The sequence below is a fragment of the Candidatus Pristimantibacillus lignocellulolyticus genome (assembly GCA_023639215.1).
Taxonomy (GTDB): Bacteria; Bacillota; Bacilli; order Paenibacillales; family Paenibacillaceae; genus Pristimantibacillus; species Pristimantibacillus lignocellulolyticus.
In genome coordinates, this window is the sequence record CP097899.1 from 170,761 (window position 1) to 190,811 (window position 20,051).

The following is a 20,051-nucleotide window of genomic DNA, read 5'->3' on the forward strand; positions in this document are numbered from 1 at the left end:
CCCCTCGCTCTCGTTGCATAGCCAATTTAGAATTTATGGAGAATCTTATCAGACGATTTCAAGAAATGTCAATAACATTTTTTTGATTATTTTGTAATTTGAATAGGCTGTATCTTATTTGATTTGGTTGTATTCCCTTAGGACATACTTCAAAAATTCACGTTGCGCAATAGAGAAATGTTTACTTGTAAGTCTTGCCCAGCCTAATGAAATTGTCGTTGGCTCATGGTTAACAAGGGATATCCCTACAATGTCTCCATTCAGAACTAGTGGATCATACTTCATACTTAATTCAATGAATATTCCAATGGCTACTCCCTCCGCAATTGTCCGCTTTAATATATCTACATTATTCGATGTGAAGATCATATTTACTTTACCGTACTTTTCCATAAAGTCATCCATGAACCAATTGGAGTAGTTATTTTCTGCATTAACAAACGTTTCGTTAATTAACTCTTGTGGTGTTACGCTGTACCTTGAAGCAAGCGGTGATCTCTTCCCCACATAAACAACTATTCTCGATTTTAATAAATGTGTTAGTGTTAAATCTTTCAAATCCTCTTGTTTATGACGATCAAAATATATTAATCCAAGATCAGTTTCATTTCTACGTAGATCTTGAATAATACTTTCGGAGTTTTTTGCAATAATTTCAAGTCGAACTTTAGGATGATCTTTCTTGTAAGCAACAATCGATCTCGATAAGATTGCGACAATATTAGGTCCAGCAGAGAATCGAACTTCTCCCTCAATCATAGCACTCTGTATTTGTGATTCTTCTTTGATATCTTCTATTTTGGACAATATTTCATTAACTTTGTCGATGATGATCTTTCCTCGTTCGGTCGGTTCAGTTCCTGCCCTAGAACGATTAAATATTTTCATGCCTAATTCCTCTTCAAATTTGGATAGCGCTTTACTCACACCCGCTTGGCTAATATGAAGTTGATCTGCTGCAATGGAGATAGAACCAGTCTTTGCTATTGCAGCAACATATTCAAACTGCTCAATATTCATATATAAGACCTCTTTCCATAACTTTCAGTTATATAATTATAATACAAAGTTATTTTACTTGATTACTCGGATATAATACAATACTAATATTCATTCACATAAAGGAGACTATCATAATGACATCTAAATCATTCAAAAAATCAGGTTTATTCGTACTTGCACTTATCATCACTCTAGTTGGTCTTACAGCTTGTGGCAAAAGTTCAGACAATTCTAATAAGGCCGTTGAAGTTAATATTACTGTAAACGGTGGATTAAATCTACTTTCAATAGCAAAAAGTAAAGGTTGGTTTGAAGATGAGTTTGCAACATTGAATGCAACTGTCAAATGGCATGAATTCCAAAGCAGCGTTCCTTTGCTTGAAGGTCTAGTATCAGATCGTATTGATTTTTCATTCATCGGAGACGGCACAGTAGTAACTGGTAAAGCGGCAAACACACCATTCACAGTTATTTCAGCTACAGGTGTGGAAGGTAACCAAAATAGTATTCTAGTTAAACCAGATAGCGACATTCAATCTATTCCTGATCTTAAAGGGAAACAAATTGCACTGGCTAAAGGCTCTTCCGCTCATATCTTTCTAGTAAAAGCTCTTGAGAAAAATGGTATGTCTGAATCAGACGTGAAAATTGTTCAACTTCAACCAGATGAAGCCAATGCTGCATTCCAAGCAGGTCAAGTTGATGCATGGGGAACTTGGGATCCATATGTAACGATTGAAACATCTGCTGATCGCGCTCGCATTGTAGAAAGTGTAAAAACAATGAACTTTGTTGCACCAGCAGTAATGATAGGTCGCGATAAGTTTTTGAAAGAAAACCCTGAACTAGCTGCAGCTTACTTGCGTGTATATCAAAAAGCTGTAGATTGGGTCAAAGAAAATACAGATGAAGCTGCTGAAATATTAGCAACTGAAAGAAAAATGGATAAAGCTTTAGTGAAAACATTACTAGAAAATACAAACTATATTAATGAGCCAATTACAACGGATATTGCTGCTGCAATTCAAACAACTGCTGACATTCTATTTGCAACCGGTACAGTAACTACACAATTAGATGTCAATAAAAATGTGTTTGATAACTCTTATTATGAAGCTTCTAAAAAATAATATCTCCTAGCTTCAACTAGATGTTAAGTAAACTAATCGATATGCAGGAGGTCATTACATGAATCAATCTCATCAAGATTCCATCCATAATTATTTGCAAACACCCGTTATTATTCGCGAGAGCGTAGAAAACTTGTCTCCACAATTGTTATCTTGGAAACCAACAGCTACAGCTTGGAGCATTCAAGAAATTGTTGGACATTTGATCGATTCGAATATAACCAATTCTTATCGTATTCGTAAAATCATATCTGAACCAGTATCTCCAATTGCTACGTTTGCACATGAAAGCTGGGTAGACCAGCAACAATTCAATGACTTCTCACTAACTGAATTGCTTGATATATATGATGCAATTACGAAATATAATGGTATCTTGCTTAGTAAACTTTCAGAAGAACAATGGTTGTCTGTAGGTATGAAAGGTGATGAGCAAATATCTATCGTTCATATTATTGATAAATTTATATGTAATCATGTTAGTAAGCATATCGGTCAAATCGCTAGAAATATAGGTGCATTTGAAGCTATTTAAGAAAGGAGCACTACAATGACACTCCAATCATTACTATCTGAAGTTGATAAGCTGCAACCAGAAGCTATTCAATGGAGAAGATATATGCATCAGCATCCTGAACTTAGTTTTCATGAGAATTCTACTTCTCAATATATTGAGCAACTTTTATTGTCATTCGATAATCTAATAGTTAGTAGACCAACTGCGACTAGTGTAATGGCTAGATTAATTGGATCTACTCCAGGAAAAGTACTTGCGATTCGTGCAGATATTGATGCATTACCTATTCAAGAAGATACTGGCCTAGCTTTCAGCTCATCAAATAAAGGCATTATGCATGCTTGTGGTCATGATGGTCATACGGCAATTGTGTTAGGTGTAGCAAAAATATTTACAAAGTATTTCGCTACTCATGAACTTGCTGGAGAGATTCGTTTTATCTTTCAACATGCGGAGGAATTACCACCGGGTGGCGCAGATGAGATGATTGCCGCTGGTGTTATGGATGGTGTAGATTGGGTCATTGGTGCTCATCTTCAATCACCAGTAGCTGTAGGTAAAGTAGGAGTTGTCGGTGGTGCTATGCTAGCTTCTCCTGATACTTTCCATATTACGATTAAAGGTAAAGGTGGTCATGCTGCGCAGCCTCATACAACTGTTGATAGTATAGCGATCGGAGCTCAGATCGTTACGAATTTGCAACATATTGTTGCTCGCGCAACTAACCCTGTAGAACCACTAGTCGTATCTGTCACTCAATTCATCGCTGGGCATGCTCATAATGTTATTCCTGGTAGCGTGCAGATGACAGGAACGGTTCGAGCTATGGAACCAACATTAAGAGAAGAAGTGCCTCGTCAGATGGAGCAAATAATAAAAGGATTAACATTAGCGCACGGAGCAGATTATGAGTTCAAATATAGTTACGGTTATCGACCACTAATTAATGATCCCAATGTATCTAAATTGGTAGCCGATACGATTGTTGAATTGTTTGGCGAAGAAAACCTCTACACGATAAAACCTAGCATGGCAGCTGATGACTTCTCAGCGTATTTAAATTGTGCACCAGGTACTTACTTCAATATCGGCGCAGGTAATATAGAGAATGGTATCATATACCCTCACCATCATCCGAAATTCGATATTGATGAGCGTTCATTAGCGATTGGTATGAAAGTATTTGTCGCTTCGACTTCGAAGTTACTTGAGCTCTTCTAAATTCGCTTGGTGCAACGTACTGTCCGCTCTCCTCACATCGGTGTAGCTTAAATAAAGGGCTGTCCCTTAAAGTCACAATACTTCAATGACTTTAGGGACAGCCCTTTTTGTTAGTTTCTTAACAAGGATCTGCTGCTGGATTACCCGCTGCAGTAGCTGTACGGAAGCTAGAACCACAACCACAAGTAGCTGTAGCATTTGGATTCTCGATCGTGAATCCACCACTCATCGCTGCTTCTTTATAGTCAATAACAAGTCCTCGCAAATATTTTGAGCTTTCTGCATCAACCGCAACTTTAAGACCATTAACGTCTAGTAATGTATCTCCCTCTTGCTCCTCATCATCAAAACCCATACCATAAGAGAAACCGCTACATCCACCTTCTTTAACACCTACACGAAGAAACATTTGATCATTTTCTTCTGCTGCAAGCATTTCACCTAGTTTTTCTCCTGCTAGTTCAGTAATTGTAATCATTTTATTACCTCCTAAAACTTTTCGATTTTTCCTGCTAAACTTCTCTTAGAGAAAAGCTATCTCGTAAGCATAAACAATATAATAATCTCTATCAGAGATGTTCACTTACCTTAATATAGTATAAGTATACTCCACTATGTCTTATTGCTCAATAGATGAGCTAATTGGTTTGTAACAATATAATTATTGCCCGTCCTATACAAATAGACAATAATCAGAAAATTTTACTATATTACAAGCATACTCTATAATGAATATCACAATAAGTTCTAGTGAATTTACTATTGATGAGTTATTAATAATTGGAGATGACAAAATGAGTTATAAGTTAGTCGTGCTTGGCGGTGGATACGGTGGGTTAGCCTTAATTAATGAGTTATTGGATAAAGGCTTACCTAAAGGCACAACGATTACTCTTGTGGATCGTTCACCATTTCAAGGATTAAAAACAGAATTTTATTCATTAGCTGCTGGCACGGTTTCTGATCTACAGCTACGAGTAGCTTTCCCTAATTCTCCCTCCGTAAATTTGGCATTGGGAGAAATTACCGAAATCGATCGTGAACTAAAGGTTGTACATGTAGTAGGACATGACCCTATTCAGTATGACTCACTCGTTATCGGACTAGGTTGTGTCGATCATTATCATGGTGTTGAAGGTGCGCCGCAGTACGCTAATAGCTTACAAACTTTTCAAGCTGCCCGAAAAGCTTATACGGATCTGAATAATGTAAAGCCTTATGGACAAGTTACCATTGTAGGCGGTGGACTTAGTGGAGTAGAAATGGCATCAGAACTACGTGAAAGTCGTCCAGATCTTAATATCGCACTAATTAATCGTGGTCCGAACCTATTAGGAAGTTTTCCCTCAAACGTACAAACTTATGTGGCAGAATGGTTCCAAGAACATAACGTTAATATGCTAATTAATACTGCATTACATCGTATTGAGCCCGGATTATTATATGCTGAGAGTCAATCTGATCCAATTGAGGCTAATGCTATTCTGTGGACCGCTGGAATACAACCGGTAGCATTAGTTCAGCAACTACAGGCTGCTAAAGACAAACAAGGCAGATTAATTGTAAATGATCAGTATCAATTACCAGATGATCCTAATATTTATGTTATTGGTGATTGCGTAAGTTCAGAATACTCCCCTAGTGCTCAAGTTGCAGGTTTGCAAGGTAAACGAGTAGCCAAAATCCTTCATGCAATATGGCATAATCATACGATTCATCTAGAACCATTCAAACTTAGAGGTACGCTAGGTGCACTTGGTAAGCATAATGGATTTGGCGTGATGGGAAAACTTTCAATGCGCGGAAGAATCCCTCGATTGATAAAAAGCGGTGTGTTATGGCGCTCTAAGCATTTATAGTGTATCAATAAGCTTATCTAGAGCAGCCATATCATCTTCTTCATCAATTAGGAATTGCTCGATTTTCTTTTCCAGATCTTCAACAGTATCTGCTACAACGATCGTTCCGTTTACAAGCGCAAATGGCTTCAAATAGCATTCGCCACAATTACCTAAACAGCCGTATTCTATTCCTTCAAAGTTATCGTCTGCTTCATATTTATCTAATAATTTTTCAGTGCCGTGGTGCATATTGCCAGCACAAAACTCAATCATTGGTTTCATCATGTTAGTTACACCTTACTTTTCAAGTTCTTAATTGACTTTGGTATGCATTTGTTTTACTTTGTACTATAATAGGATAGAAAGGAGATGAATGCAATGAGTGAACAAGTACAAGATACAAAATATGATGAAGTATTAGACGTTCTTGATAAACTTCGTCCATTTCTACAACGTGACGGCGGTGACGTCGAACTAGTTGATGTGGAAGAAGGTATCGTTAAACTTCGTCTAGTCGGTGCATGCGGAAGCTGCCCAAGTTCTACTATCACGCTTAAGGCAGGTATTGAGCGTGCACTTCTTGAAGAGGTAGACGGCATAATAGAGGTTGTTCAAGTATTCTAATATAGCCGCTACTATGTGGTCAAAAAGGCGATCCATCCCCTAATAGGGTATTGGATCGCCTTTCTTATTTCACGATATTAGCTCGAATTGGATCAAAACCACCCGTTACATCGATAATGTTTCCAGTTAGATAGCTTGATTTCTCATCACACAAAAATAAAATAACACGAGCTACATCTTCTCCGGTACCTGGTCTACCTATAGGCGTCTCTCCATCACAATCATTAATGACTTCATGGATTGACTTTTCTTTGTAGCTCCCTTTAATGTCTCCTGGCCCGATAAGGTTAACTGTAATACCATGAGGAGCTTCTTCTACAGCTAGCGATTTCGTAAATGAGACAAGTGCTGTTTTGGCCGCTGCATATACTGCTCGTTGTGGCCATGCACGAGCCTCATTAGCATGTCCAAAGCCAAAATGGATAATTCTTCCCCAACATTTCTCACGCATATAAGGTAATAATCTATGGTTCAATAACATAACCGATAATAAGTTGCCTTGAACTAGCGATGTAATCATTTCTTCATCATACTGTTGGAATAATTTGCGTTCTCTTACAAAAGGACCTGCATTGTTAACAAGAATGTCTACACCACCCCAAGCCTCGACACCTGCTACAAGCTTATTAATGCCTTCAGGCTTTGCGATATCTGCTTGTACAACTCTTGCATCCACACCAAGACCGAGTATCTGACTCTGTACTTCCAATGCTTCCTGTTCACTTTCCATATAATGAATCATAACACTACAACCCTTTGAAGCAAGTTCAATCGCAGTCCTTTTTCCCAGTCCTTTTGCGCTTCCAGTAATTAAAGCTTTTTTCCCCATAAGCTCCACAAACATTCTCCTTCTCCATGAAAGCTCGGTCACTTACGATGTAGTAGCTCCTGAGCGTATTCGAATGTAAGTTTAATTGATTGCATAGCTAAGTCTAATCCGACCGATAAATCATTCATCTGTTGATCTAAATTCTCAAGCATTAATTCCTGTCCGTACATCCTTGTTCGTTGAATTAAATCATCATGCATTTCAGAATTCATATAATGTGTTTCGGTATTTCTTCTTTTTCGAAGTCGATGGGTAGGTTCTTTGCTTTGTTCCTTTATTTCATTCAATGGCTTAGTTAACTTAACGTGCACTTGTCGTTCACGCATCGTTCTTAAAACAGTAAAATAAGAAAAATGCGCTTTAATTTTTTCAGTTTTCAGTTCCAACAATTCATTCAAAAAAGTACCGAGTTTATCAAGCAGCGAGAAAACTCTTATAAAGCCATTTTTGTCAAAATATACATATCTAGAGTAATCTAATTTTTGTTCCGCGTCCATCTCTTTTATCGTCGGCAACGTAATCTTAGTACGAAAATATTGGGCAGCATAATGACTTGCATATAATTCTTGGAGTGATGCTTTTAAGCCTAACGTCCAAATTTCAAATTTCGTCCACTTTTCTTTGTTCTCATCAGAATTACCACTACGAGATGCCATCTGGGAAGCAAACTTTTCTAACAATTTGTCTACCTCTGCATACATTCCTGTCGGTGGTTGTTCCGGTTGTTGAAACATAAACTGTAGCATACTTTTCACTCCGATCTGATGGGTATAGTGTAGCAACAAACGATGAACATTATGTACTTGTAGCGGAAGTTCAAAAAACGGACTTTGATAACGATGGTTATGCTTCGAAGCTTAGTCGACGGCGAATATGAAGCGAACTTGGGAAGTACGGTTCGCGTGTACCAATAACGTACACTTGCGCTTCCGCCTTCCTCAAGTAGCACTCCATCTTCTCGGTTCTGAAAGCCCACTTTTTGAACCTTTATTGAAATTTGGAAGTTCAAAAAGCGGACTCTGATAACGATGATTGACATTGTCGTATATCGACATCGAATATGGAGCGAACTTAGAAAGTCTGTACGCATGTACCAATAACGTACATTTGCGTTTCCTCCTTCCTCAAGTAGCGCTCCATCTTCTCGGTTCTGAAAGCCCACTTATTGAACCATATTTTTAAGGGGTAGTTCAAAATATCCACTAGTATTACGAACGAATATCGTTTGTCAGCACCAAGAAGATGACATGAAGATAGAGAAGCGAAGCGCGGAACGTACGTACTTGGTACGTGAGCACTGTAGCAAACGATGAATGCCATATTCGCCGTCGACTACGCTACGGAGCTTAGTCATCGTGATCATCAGTGTCATTATTAAACAACCTATTCAAATGAAGTTTAATAATGACACTTATCAGCACCAAGAAGATGACATGAAGTTAGAGAAGCGAAGCGCGGAACGTACTTACTTAGTACGTGAGCACTGTAGCGAACGATGAATGTCATATTCGCCGTCGACTACGCTACGTAGCTGGTCATCGTGATCATATGTGTTATTAGTAAACAACCTATAAAAAAAGCTGCTATACCTTTATGGTTATAGCAGCTCAACATCATTCTTCCTTGCGATATATCCAAGAGCGAATAACAAGATCCACTAATAAGCCGAACAGCGCAACAATTATTAAGTTATGAAGTAAACTTGTGAATAAAAACCAATTTTCGTTACCAATAGTATACACTAACCAAGCTCCACTGAAAATCTGAGCGATAACTAAAATTACAATAGCAGCTGAAGATTTCGTTAATGAACTGTTTCCAGTAGCTCGCTTAATGTAGAAATACATTGCGATTATAACTATTCCTAAAATTGCAGCAGCTACTCTGTGTATAAAAGCAATACCAGTAGCACCACTTAATTCCGGAACAACTTCGCCATTACATAGTGGCCAACCAAGGCAACCACCTGATGACTCAGTATGTCGGATGAAAGCTCCTAGATAGACGACAACATAGGTATAGATTGAAATAGCTAAAGCCCATGGCAAAAGAGATCGAGGATAACGAGTTGTTTCTACAATTCCCTTTTTCTCACGATGACACCATATCACGAGCAATAACGTTGCAGCAAAGGCAATTAACGATATCCCAAAATGTATCGCCATAACAGCATCAGATTGATACCATTTCACAGCTGCGGCGCCCATTAATGCTTGAATAATAGTAAATAATAGAGCATACCAAGCATATTGCATTGGCTCTTTAAAAGCTATACCTTCACGTTTGTATTTACGATAAATAGAAATAAAGACGCCAGCTACTAATATACCTTCCAATCCACTCACTAATCTGTGAGACCATTCAATTGCAGTTTCAACCGTATAAGCAGGTATAAATTTACCATGGCATAACGGCCAATCATCGCCACAACCACGACCAGAATCTGTATTAGTTACTAATGCACCTGCTAGTAGAACAAGTAGCATACCTATGCATGAAAGCAATGCAAAAAATCTAAAACCTTTTGAAACCATCACGTATTCACCTAATTCCAAATATTATGTTTCATTAATTATAGCTATACAATTAGGTAAAAGCCATGTTCAAAATGTGAAACTTACGCCATAACTAGACCGCTTCTGCTATAGCAAGCGCACGGTTCACAAACTGTTCAATTTCCTCACGTGTTTTACGTAATTTGTTGACAAAACGAACAAGCTCTTGGCCATTTTTGAATGCGATAAAGCTTGGAATTCCAAGAATGTTTAATTCAGAACAAAGATCAGGTAATTCATCACGATCGATTTCGAGGAAATCAACTTTCCCTTTATATTGTTCCTCTAACTCAGGCATGAATGGATTAATGTAATGACAGTCACCACACCATGTTGTTTTAAATACGATAACCGTTAAGTGTTCATTGGCAATTTGCTCACGGTATTGTGAATCGGTTGTAATTTTATGCATAATGATTATTCCTCCTTCAGTAATACTATTCTCAAATTATTATTGGATTATGATTGATTTTCTTTCTTAACCCGCTCTAAGAACTCGCATAACTTTCTTCATTGGTCCGCGTAATTTCCCAGGCAATGATTCGACATCCGCTGTCGTTACGATATGAAGCTTCAGTAGCAATATGCCATATAATAAACCTAATATACTACCAGAAACAATTACGGTAAGAAGATATGATACTTTGTCAGAAAGTCCAGTTGTAAGTTCTAGAACTGCATAATGCGCCAATATGCTTACTCCAGCAGAAATAACAATTGCTAAAATATAAGAAATCCATTTCTTACCGAGCACTTGTAATTGCACGTCTTTGCGTATTAAACGTAAGTTAAGCAGTGTAACTGCTAAGAAGCATGCTGTTGAACCAAGAATGAATCCGTAAACACCAAAATACAAACCGCAAATGCTACTAACAACTATTTTAGCTCCTAAACCAACAAAAGTATTAACCATAGTCTGACGCTGTTTACCCATACCATACAATATGGAGTTAGTTGTCATCATGGTGATTTGCAATATTGTACCTGCACAAAGCATAGCTACAACATCACTACCGCTTGGACTTGGAAATAATAAGCCTGTAACAGAGTATGCTGCTAAGGTTAGAAACAGTGCAATCGGCACACCAGTTATACATACGATTTTCAACACAGCAGATGTTTGTCTATTCACTTCACGTTGATCATTACGTGCAAAGGCAGCTGAAATGATTGGAATAATCGATGATCCCAATGCAATTGCTAATATTGGTGGAATGCCAGCAAGCGGTATCGCTTTATTTCCTAGAATAGCATATACCTCTTCTGATTGAGTAAATGTATAAACTTGTTCAGTGATACGTGCAAAAAACGTTGTATCGAAGAAATATACGAGATTAATGGTCATCGATGTGACAAGAGCTGGAAGAGACATTTTTAATATTTCAGCGTAAATAGTTCTGAACTTGATTTTGGATCCATGTTCATATGCATAAGGTTGATTCGGCAACAATGCTGCTCTAGCCTCGGCGTTAGATTGTTGATCAAAACGTTGATCTTGTTTCTTCAGCTTGCGAGCATAGTAGATCATTACTGCAAAAGCTCCGATACTACCAAATAGATTACCAAATGTTATTGCTGCTGCTGCATCTGTATCAGAAAAGCCTAGAACTAGTACATAGTAGCCAAGTGCAAGACCTAACACAATTCGAGATATTTGTTCAATAACTTGTGAAATTCCTCCAGCAGCCATCATCTGTCTACCTTGGAAGTAGCCACGCATCATCGCAATAATCGGGAACAGTATAAGCGTTGGAGCAATGGCACGAATAGCCAATGTAGCTGAATCTTGCTTAATTATCGTTGAATATAGAGGTGCAAAAATGACTAATATGGAAGCTAATAGTACACCCGTTACAGCACCAAATACTAGTGCAGCTTTGTATATGCGTTTCGCTTCTTGATATTTCCCTGCTGCCATCCTTTCAGAAACCATCTTACTGATTGCACTTGGGAAACCTGCAGTCGCAATAACAAGTGCAATCAGATATATTTGATTGGCAGCAATAAACGCACTTAGTCCTTCTGCATCTAGCATATACTCTAGTGGAATACGTTGGACCATTCCTAACAAGCGCGCAACTAGTGCCGCTACTGCAAGGATAAGTGTACCTTTAAGTAGTGAATCTTTTTTCAACATATTATATCTAAGTCCATTCCATCTAATTTGTGTACTATAGAATCTCGAGTGGTGCGTGATTTCCTCTTACTGGACTAGCTGTTATCGTTGGCTTAGCCCAATGAATGCCATTGCTAATAACTTTTAGAATATGCTCATTATAGTAAGTCGGGAATGTCTCATGGCCCGGTCTGAAGTAGAAAATCTTACCTTGTCCACGATAGAACGTACAACCACTGCGGAATACTTCTCCGCCTTGGAACCAACTTAGGAAAATTAATTCATCTGGAGCGGGAATATCGAAATGCTCACCATACATTTCCTCATGTTCTAGTGTGATATACTCTGGCAGGCCTGCTGCAATTGGATGACCTGGATTAACTACCCAAATACGCTCCTTCTCGTTCGCTTCACGCCATTTCAGGTCACAACCTGTCCCCATCAACTTTTTGAAAATTTTAGAGAAATGTGCTGAATGAAGTACGATAAGTCCCATACCATCCATAACACGTGCATGAACGCGATCAACGATATGATCTTCTACTTGATCATGCCCCATATGTCCCCACCATACTAAAACATCCGTTTGTTGTAATACTTCTTCCGTTAATCCATGTTCAGCTTCTTCAAGCGTCGCTGTACGAATATTCAACTCATCCGATGATAAACCCTTTTGCAGTGCTATATGTATTCCTTCAGGGTATACTCTAGTTACTTCCTCATGCTGCTTTTCATGCAAAAATTCATTCCATATCGTCACATTAATCATCAAAAAACCTCCTGAAATTTTTCATATCTTATTATATTAACTTCTCGAAATATGAAAAACCACTTCGGAAGCATAAACTAAATTTTTCAAATCCTACCTAGATTGACTTCATGAACTATAAAGAATCAATCTGATGTTTTGATAATGGCTCAAACATTTGCATTTACCACACCCAAATTATATATAGGATAATCATAATGAGTTGAAGTATGATTTTCACTATAATACTACTGAATAAGCCTACTAATGAGCCCCAACCAATAAGTAATGACTTCTTAAACTTCGTTCCCATTATTAATTCACCTACTACAGCACCTATGAATGGACCTAATATTAATCCGAAAGCTGGAATTACAAACGGACCAATAATTATTCCTATCGTCGATCCGATTATAGAAGCTTTTGACCCTCCAAACTTTTTCACTCCTATCGCACCGACAGCATAATCAGCGATAAGTAAACCAACTAGAATTATCGTTTGAATAAACCAGAACCAAAACCCAAACTTCTCGAAACTAATCAAAAATCCATGTACAAAAAATGCTGCATAGATGGCAAATACGCCTGGCAATACAGGATATACTGTACCGATCATACCAATGATAAAAAGCAAAACCACTAATACAATACCTAATATTTCCATATTCCACCTCACTTTACAACATCATGTTCATTGATTGCAACTACATATTAAAAATAAATTTCCTAATAACTTCAGCTACACCATGGTCATTATTGGATGCAGTGATATAATCTGCAGCATGTTTTACTTCCTCTTGCGCATTTCCCATAGCCACTCCTAAACCACATTGTTGAATAGCTTTAATGTCATTCAAACTATCCCCCACTGCAATAACTTGATCCATCTTAATGCCCATATGCGCACATAGTTTCACAAGAGCCGTTGCTTTGGAAGTATCGAACGGGTTGATCTCAATGTTATATGGTGATGAGTTAGATATCTCAAGCTCTCCCCACTGCTCTACTTCATGTCGCAATGCTGTAATCATCTCAATATCCTCAACGTAATAACCAAATTTCAACCATTCATACTGATCATACTGTTCAGTGATATGTTGCCAGTTTTCTTTATTATATATTTCATCTGTTGTATATGCCCAAAACCAAGCATCAGAATAACGTTGAGCAAGCTCATAGCACTTATTAATCCACCGATGATCTAATAATGTACGATCTAGTAACTGATAAGGTTTCTCCCAAATTTCACTTCCATTTACCGTTATGATAGGTGAATCTAACTGCAGTTGTTCAGCATAATCAATCGCTTTTTTGAAGCCTCGACCGGTCGAGAACATTACAGTAACTCCTGCTTCACGAGCTTTATTTATCCAATGAACATTTTCTTCACTAATTTCACTTTGATCATTAAGTACCGTGCCATCCATATCTAAAGCAATTAGTTTATATTGACTCATTTTCAGTCCTCCTACAACTTTTTCTATTTATCTGAAGTACATCATATTTATTAAGAGCTATTTTTATCGAATTGTATCGTATCTTAATATTACCATACTTAGAACAAAAAAAGCTCCTTCTCAAGTTGGAGAAGAAGCTAGACGGTTGTTACGTTATCCATTATAAATGACCACCAATGCTAAATAGAAATATGAAGCTTACTAACTTCATCATTAATTCGAATCTGCGGACTGCCGAATTACGAGGTATATTTTTCATCAATAACCCTCCCTCACCACTAATACTCTAGCATATGCAGCTTCAATTAAGTTGGTTAAAGGAAACATTCTTGAGCGAGAGAAATTATTAGATAAGCATAAAAAAGGTGCAATTGAAGTCCTCGTTACGAGAGCGAGTCGACAATTACACCTTCAAAATTATTCACTTATAAAATACTTAATAACTTACTCGGCTGCATTATTCGTTGGTGTATTTTCACTATCTACAGTAGCTTCATCTGTAGTATTACCATCTGCAGATTGCGTACCTTCTCTAGGTTTTCCGAACAATGTCTCATATAACGCATCATTAGGTTTGTCTCCTAGTCCGTAGACTGCATCATACGCATCAAAAATTTGACGAGCAATTGGCGCAGCACCCCAACCACCAAAACCACCCTCTGGAACAACAACTGCTACTGCTAGCTTAGGATTGTCAGCAGGAGCATATGCGATAAATACCGCATTTTCTACACGTTTACCAGCTACATCTTGCTCTGACGTACCTGTTTTTCTATTAAATGAATGTTGGAACCCTTCAAATCCTTGAACATTTACTAGCCCCATGCCTTTTTCAATCATGGCCCAATATGAATCTGGCATATCAACTTTGTTCAATATTTCCGGTTCATAACTTTGCAGTAGTTCACCGTCTGCTGAACGAATTTCGTTCACAAATTGCGGCTTCAAACGTACACCACGACTAGCTAGTTGTGCTGTATACTGAGCTAATTGTAGAACCGTGTAACGACCTTGTTGACCAAACGATGCTTGCACTAAAGCAGATTGCGTACTACCTCGCTCTGCTTCGCTATAGTAGTCGATAACTCCAGCGCTTTCTCCGTACAAGCCACTACCCGTCGTTACTCCAAGTCCAAAATCTTTCATGTAAGAATCCCATATATCTACGCTCGACTTACCATTAACCGAACCACGCATATAAAGCCTGTTCCCAACCCAGTCTGCCATAAATGTATTAGATGATTTCTGAATAGCTTTTGCCCCATCTGTTGCTCCGTAGGCATGTTTACCAGAGTTACTAATATAGGTTTCATACCCTTTACGACCATATGAAAATCTTCCAGTATCATTGTATTTCTGATTAGTTGTAAACAATCCTTCATTTAACCCTATTAAGACAGATAAAGGCTTGATTACTGAACCTAATGGTACAATGGATGATGGATGTTGATTACGTTCTTCATCTGTATATGGACCATATACTGGTCGAATCGTTCCATTATTTAGTACATGCAAGTAATTCTTATAATTTTCAGGAGTTATACTACCACCTGACCATATAACATTTGGATCATAATCCGGCATACTTGCCATTGATATTACTTTTCCTGTATCTACTTCCATTGCTACGGCATAACCTGTTACCGCATAAGGTGCCTTTTCATAGGAGTAAGGTGAGGTACGAATCTTCTCTAGATGATTCATTATCGATTGCTCCGTATGAAGCTGTATATCTTTATCAATGGTTAAATAAAGATCGGCACCCTTCTCAGAATTCGTTATCGTTATATCCCCGGTTATTGCGCCTTGATTATTAACTGGATAAGTTTTAACACCATTCGTTCCGCGAAGAACATCCTGATACATATATTCAATACCATCAAGGCCAACTTCTTCTTCTTCAAGATATTTATGGAAAGGATCAGTTATTTCCAGTTTTCCCTTATAGAAATCATATGTGGTTCTAACACCCTTATACTTTTTCAAATAGCCTACTAATTGCACCGCTATCGTACTCTCATCATAATTCCGCACACTTTCTTCCAGAAGACTAACGCCAACAAAATCGGATTGATTCTCCATAATGTAAGCTAACTCTTCATTCGTTAAGTCTGTTTTAATTCGACGCGGTGTAGACTTAATATTTTGACTAAAAACAAGATCCATGCGACGAATAATATCTTCCTTCGTCATCATATTTTCCGGACTACCATATTTCTCAAATACTGCTGCTAACTTCTCTGCCATTTCTTCCGCTTGTTCATTACTAGATTTACCGCCTCTAACTGCAGATTGAATGTTGTAATAGAGTGATTGTGTCGAAGTAGAGTAGGCTATCTGATAACCGTTCGCATCATAAATATTACCACGAATTGGAGCAATCGCTTCTGCGCGTTCCCACTTTTTGTTAATTGCGCTAGTAAACGTAGGTCCTTCTACGAATTGTAATACAGCCAATTTTACAATTAGTACACTAAATACGACAAAAACAATAAAGAAAAACACATTAAGACGGAATGAAAATTGTTTTCTCCTCAATATTTCTTGTTGCTTTGGATCATCTTGCACTTACAACACCCTCTCTACTACACTGACCATGTACTTATAATTACTTGCTATTTGCTTCAGCTTGCTTAATAAAATCAGTTACGATTGCACTACTTTTCACTTTGAATGCTGGAGCACCTTTAACAGATATCGATACTTCGTCACTACCTGGTTGACCCGTCAAAGTTATAGACGTAGTTTTCACTGTAAAAGTTCCATCATCATTAGTTGTATATGTTGCGCTAGCTGCTTCTCCGACCATAGCATTGATAGCTTCTTCCTTCGCACTATCAGCTACCTTTGAACCAATTTCTTTCAATTCCTCAATACCACTGCTTACTAAGCTAGTACTTAAGTTTTTCACATCATCCAGAGTATATCCGCTGTATACAATTACTCCTATAGCCACTACTAGAATTATAGCCCATTTCACCATTGTTTTCATCACGCGGATAATTAACATGATGACAATTAAAGCAATCAAAATAACGTACCAATTTTCTTGTAAAAATGCTAACCACGTATCCGTATCATAATTTGAGAAATCCAAAAAATTCAATCCTTTTTCCCCCTAAATTTTATTGTTACACTTGTTCATTGAGCTACTTAACACTACTAAACAGTTGAAAAGTTCTATCGAAAGCTTATGCTGTATTTTTACTATAATGTATGTTCAAACTACCTTTTAACAACATGTTTAAAAGCTGTACTTTCAAAAATCTGAATAACGGATCCTCACCTACAACATTATATCCTACTATAACTACTAGAGTAAACTTAACCCAATAAATATAGACATAAGTTGTCCAGTTGATGCGTACAAGTAGTTATAACCACACTTTACAAGGTAGTTCAAAGAGCAGACTTTGATAACGATGATTAGCTTCATCGTATATTCAACATCTTCCGATACGAATTCTCGTCTTTCGAATAGAACATCCTGTGGTAATAATGTTTGTAGGAGGCTGCATAGTGAAAACCGCCATTTGGCTCTACTTATTTTTGTTCGTTGCTTTTTTCGACTTGCATGCACAATATCCGATATTAACGCCATTTGCTATCTCGCTCGGTGCTGCTCCATCATTTATAGGTCTAATAATGGGGATCTATTCTATTACGCATCTACCAGGTAATCTATTAGCAAGCGTATATGTTGATAAACTAGGAAGTCGCTTATTCATTGTAGGTAGCTTACTGCTCGCTGGCGCAATATTACTTGTACAATCGGTTGTTACTGATCCATGGCAACTACTTATTTTACGTTCAATCGCAGGCTTCGTTTTAGCGTTTCTATCACCTGCTTGTCTATCATTATTAGCAAGACTTAGCTCAGATATAAGTCAACAAGGAAAATTAATGGCTGGTAACGGACTTGTTCATACGTTAGCATCTGTTCTTTCACCTGCTGCTGGTGCAATTCTAGTAGCAAAACTAGGTTTTACTAAAACATTTCTTGTACTTGGATGGATCCTCATTGTTACTGCAATATTAGCTTTCTTCTTCATCAAGGAAAAGAAGTTTGCTAGGGTCGATTTGTCCACTCCTATACCTAATCATCATGTAAATGTAAATATGAAAGCAATGCCTGTTAATGATAATACAGTTAAAAAATTGCGTTGGAATATTTTCCTAATTCCCATTGGATTAAGTTGCTCACTAGGTATACTTACATTTGAACTTCCACTAATGGTTGACAATATCGGGTCTATTATGACTACTGGACTACTCTTTACCGTTATAAGTATAGGTTCACTCATTACATTATGTATGTTATTCGTAAATAAATACAATCCTGCGTTGAGGACAATACTAGGAACATTAGCACTCTCATTTTTATATTTCGCGCTCGCAGCAGATTTACCTATTCCATTTATGTTGCTTCTATTATTAATAGGTATGAGTAAAGGGGTTGTGTTCCCTGCTCTTTCCCATTGGCTCATTCATCTCAGTGATGGGACCAGATATGGTAGGACATTTTCGATTTTATCAATCGCGACATCTATCGGTTCATTCCTTGGACCTTTTCTCGCAGGACAAATACGAGATATGATTTCTCCATATTTTATAGCTTTCGTTGTGCTATTCATTGCACTTGCTTTCAATGCTATTCCACCAAGAGATAATAAATCTGTATCAACAAATATTACTAAAATCTAGGTGGGTGGATGCCCGCTGCAATACATTATCGCTTTTCCACTATCGATAATGCATCACAGCTAATACTTGGGCGAGTATATGGAAATAATAAGGGCTGCTCATGCAAAACTTAGGAGCAGTCCTTATTTATGTTTGATTACGATAACATGTTACAATAATAGAAATTTCATCTTCGCTTTCGATGCTACTTTTCATTGCTATGACGATCATCAAGAAGATTATGAAAAGTTTTAGCTCACGCTTTCGATGCTACTTTTCATTGCTAAGACGAATATCAACAAGATTATGAAAAGTTTTAGGAGGTCATGTATGGATATTTCAATAATAGTTGAAGGTAAAAACGATCGCAGAAAATTGCAAAAATTGCTTAATGATCAGATTCGCATTCATTGTACATATGGAACCCCTGGCTCGAATCAATTACAACGTTTGGGCTTAGAACTTCGCCATGACGAGGTGTATTTATTTACCGATAATGATTCTTCTGGCAAGAAAATTCGCGCCTTACTTAGCGATCTATTTCCTGACGCCACACATATGTATACACGACGTGGATACAATGGAGTAGAAGGAACCCCAGATGAATACTTGATTTTGCAAATAGAAAAAGCAGGATTAGCAGAATATCTAAGAGATATTGCTAACCCTGCCACATTGTGGTTGAAAGATGAGTTCTAATATAATCTTTTCAAAGCTTTGTATACATCTTCAGCAAGTAACTCTTTATCGCCAGCTTCAAGATTAGGTGAAGCATTAATCCATTCACGAATGTTACCCTCTTGATCGACAAGAATTAGTGGGTTGTTATGATAGAACGTTTTTTCTTTTTCATCATACACAACCGCAACACTGAAGTCTCTCGCCAATTCAACCATTTCCTCGGAAGTTTCGCCCCTCAAAAATGTCCAATGGTCAAAGTCTACCCCAACTTTGTTAGCAAAGTTCGTAATCACTTCAGGTGTATCAGTAACTGGGTCAAAAGTAATGGAGACTATTTCAACCTCGGTTCCCAGTTCACCTTTTTCCTTCAGTATTTCCTGAACTTGGCTAATTAAGAATGTTGTCGGTGGACATACATCAGGACAACTTGCAAAGTAGAAATATACTAATCGAACTTTCCCTTCAGTTGAATCAAGCGTAACTGGATTATTATCCAAATCATTTAGTGTAAAATTTGGTGCTGGATCTTTTACACTAGGAACTGCTTCTGGCTTTAAGACATAGGTGTAAAGTAAATAGACCCCCATTAATACGACCAAACAAGAAATTGCTATTTGAAATGCGTATTTCTTCAAAAATGCCAACGC

General features: G+C 37.6%; 21 protein-coding genes. 7 read left to right on the plus strand and 14 right to left on the minus strand.

The features are described 5' to 3' along the window. Positions 1-114: 114 nt before the first annotated feature. Positions 115-1,020 carry a LysR family transcriptional regulator gene (locus tag NAG76_00705; GenBank protein ID URN94814.1) on the minus strand — a complete coding sequence of 302 codons (906 nt, stop codon included), beginning with the start codon at positions 1,018-1,020 and terminating at the stop codon, positions 115-117. 116 nt (positions 1,021-1,136) lie between these two features. Here NAG76_00705 and NAG76_00710 point away from each other — a divergent pair, with 116 nt between their 5' ends. From NAG76_00710 to NAG76_00720, 3 genes are read left to right on the plus strand one after another with little or no spacing between them, the layout of a single operon-like run. Next, positions 1,137-2,132 carry an aliphatic sulfonate ABC transporter substrate-binding protein gene (locus tag NAG76_00710; GenBank protein URN94815.1) on the plus strand — a complete coding sequence of 332 codons (996 nt, stop codon included), beginning with the start codon at positions 1,137-1,139 and terminating at the stop codon, positions 2,130-2,132. A 58-nt stretch (positions 2,133-2,190) separates the two neighbouring features. Next, positions 2,191-2,667: a DinB family protein gene (locus tag NAG76_00715; protein URN94816.1), complete on the plus strand. Its 477-nt coding sequence runs from the start codon at positions 2,191-2,193 to the stop codon at positions 2,665-2,667. A 15-nt stretch (positions 2,668-2,682) separates the two neighbouring features. Beyond that, positions 2,683-3,870, plus strand: a complete 1,188-nt coding sequence (locus NAG76_00720; GenBank protein ID URN94817.1) for an amidohydrolase — start codon at positions 2,683-2,685, stop codon at positions 3,868-3,870. A 118-nt stretch (positions 3,871-3,988) separates the two neighbouring features. On the opposite strand, the gene NAG76_00725 is transcribed toward NAG76_00720, so the two are convergent. Then, complete coding sequence (locus NAG76_00725) at positions 3,989-4,348, minus strand: iron-sulfur cluster assembly accessory protein (protein ID URN94818.1); 360 nt, start codon at positions 4,346-4,348, stop codon at positions 3,989-3,991. A gap of 316 nt (positions 4,349-4,664) precedes the next feature. On the opposite strand from NAG76_00725, the gene NAG76_00730 reads away from it, so the two are divergent. Further along, the gene (locus NAG76_00730; GenBank protein ID URN94819.1) at positions 4,665-5,729 is read left to right on the plus strand and encodes an FAD-dependent oxidoreductase; all 1,065 of its coding nucleotides are present in this window, start codon (positions 4,665-4,667) and stop codon (positions 5,727-5,729) included. Here NAG76_00730 and NAG76_00735 read toward each other — a convergent pair. Further along, on the minus strand, positions 5,724-5,993 hold the full coding sequence (locus NAG76_00735) for a YuzB family protein (protein ID URN96730.1): 270 nt from the start codon (positions 5,991-5,993) through the stop codon (positions 5,724-5,726). The two genes, NAG76_00730 and NAG76_00735, sit on opposite strands and share 6 nt — an antisense overlap. A gap of 96 nt (positions 5,994-6,089) precedes the next feature. On the opposite strand from NAG76_00735, the gene NAG76_00740 reads away from it, so the two are divergent. After that, positions 6,090-6,335: a NifU family protein gene (locus tag NAG76_00740; protein ID URN94820.1), complete on the plus strand. Its 246-nt coding sequence runs from the start codon at positions 6,090-6,092 to the stop codon at positions 6,333-6,335. A 64-nt stretch (positions 6,336-6,399) separates the two neighbouring features. Here NAG76_00740 and NAG76_00745 read toward each other — a convergent pair whose 3' ends face one another. The 10 genes from NAG76_00745 to NAG76_00790 all read right to left on the minus strand — a co-directional run bounded on the left by NAG76_00745 (position 6,400) and on the right by NAG76_00790 (position 17,146). Beyond that, positions 6,400-7,179 (minus strand): SDR family oxidoreductase, encoded by a 780-nt coding sequence (locus NAG76_00745; protein URN94821.1) that lies wholly within the window; start codon positions 7,177-7,179, stop codon positions 6,400-6,402. A gap of 23 nt (positions 7,180-7,202) precedes the next feature. Further along, entirely contained in the window at positions 7,203-7,910 is a 708-nt protein-coding gene (locus NAG76_00750) for a Cthe_2314 family HEPN domain-containing protein (protein ID URN94822.1), read from the minus strand. A gap of 867 nt (positions 7,911-8,777) precedes the next feature. Beyond that, the gene (locus NAG76_00755) at positions 8,778-9,698 is read right to left on the minus strand and encodes a COX15/CtaA family protein (protein URN94823.1); all 921 of its coding nucleotides are present in this window, start codon (positions 9,696-9,698) and stop codon (positions 8,778-8,780) included. Between the two features lie 94 nt (positions 9,699-9,792). After that, complete coding sequence (locus tag NAG76_00760; protein ID URN94824.1) at positions 9,793-10,131, minus strand: thioredoxin family protein; 339 nt, start codon at positions 10,129-10,131, stop codon at positions 9,793-9,795. A gap of 66 nt (positions 10,132-10,197) precedes the next feature. Beyond that, on the minus strand, positions 10,198-11,856 hold the full coding sequence (locus NAG76_00765; protein ID URN94825.1) for a polysaccharide biosynthesis protein: 1,659 nt from the start codon (positions 11,854-11,856) through the stop codon (positions 10,198-10,200). A 34-nt stretch (positions 11,857-11,890) separates the two neighbouring features. Further along, the gene (locus NAG76_00770; GenBank protein ID URN94826.1) at positions 11,891-12,604 is read right to left on the minus strand and encodes a ThuA domain-containing protein; all 714 of its coding nucleotides are present in this window, start codon (positions 12,602-12,604) and stop codon (positions 11,891-11,893) included. Between the two features lie 163 nt (positions 12,605-12,767). Continuing rightward, positions 12,768-13,247: a DUF456 family protein gene (locus NAG76_00775; GenBank protein URN94827.1), complete on the minus strand. Its 480-nt coding sequence runs from the start codon at positions 13,245-13,247 to the stop codon at positions 12,768-12,770. A 40-nt stretch (positions 13,248-13,287) separates the two neighbouring features. Then, positions 13,288-14,040: a Cof-type HAD-IIB family hydrolase gene (locus NAG76_00780; protein URN94828.1), complete on the minus strand. Its 753-nt coding sequence runs from the start codon at positions 14,038-14,040 to the stop codon at positions 13,288-13,290. Positions 14,041-14,484: 444 nt separating this feature from the next. Further along, positions 14,485-16,608, minus strand: a complete 2,124-nt coding sequence (locus NAG76_00785) for a penicillin-binding protein 2 (GenBank protein URN94829.1) — start codon at positions 16,606-16,608, stop codon at positions 14,485-14,487. Positions 16,609-16,648: 40 nt separating this feature from the next. After that, the gene (locus tag NAG76_00790) at positions 16,649-17,146 is read right to left on the minus strand and encodes a hypothetical protein (GenBank protein ID URN94830.1); all 498 of its coding nucleotides are present in this window, start codon (positions 17,144-17,146) and stop codon (positions 16,649-16,651) included. 413 nt (positions 17,147-17,559) lie between these two features. On the opposite strand from NAG76_00790, the gene NAG76_00795 reads away from it, so the two are divergent. After that, on the plus strand, positions 17,560-18,744 hold the full coding sequence (locus tag NAG76_00795) for an MFS transporter (protein ID URN94831.1): 1,185 nt from the start codon (positions 17,560-17,562) through the stop codon (positions 18,742-18,744). Positions 18,745-19,053: 309 nt separating this feature from the next. Then, positions 19,054-19,422 carry a toprim domain-containing protein gene (locus NAG76_00800; protein URN94832.1) on the plus strand — a complete coding sequence of 123 codons (369 nt, stop codon included), beginning with the start codon at positions 19,054-19,056 and terminating at the stop codon, positions 19,420-19,422. On the opposite strand, the gene NAG76_00805 is transcribed toward NAG76_00800, so the two are convergent. Continuing rightward, positions 19,419-20,048, minus strand: coding sequence for an SCO family protein (locus NAG76_00805; protein ID URN94833.1), 630 nt, complete (start codon positions 20,046-20,048; stop codon positions 19,419-19,421). The genes NAG76_00800 and NAG76_00805 overlap by 4 nt on opposite strands. Positions 20,049-20,051 lie beyond the last annotated feature (3 nt).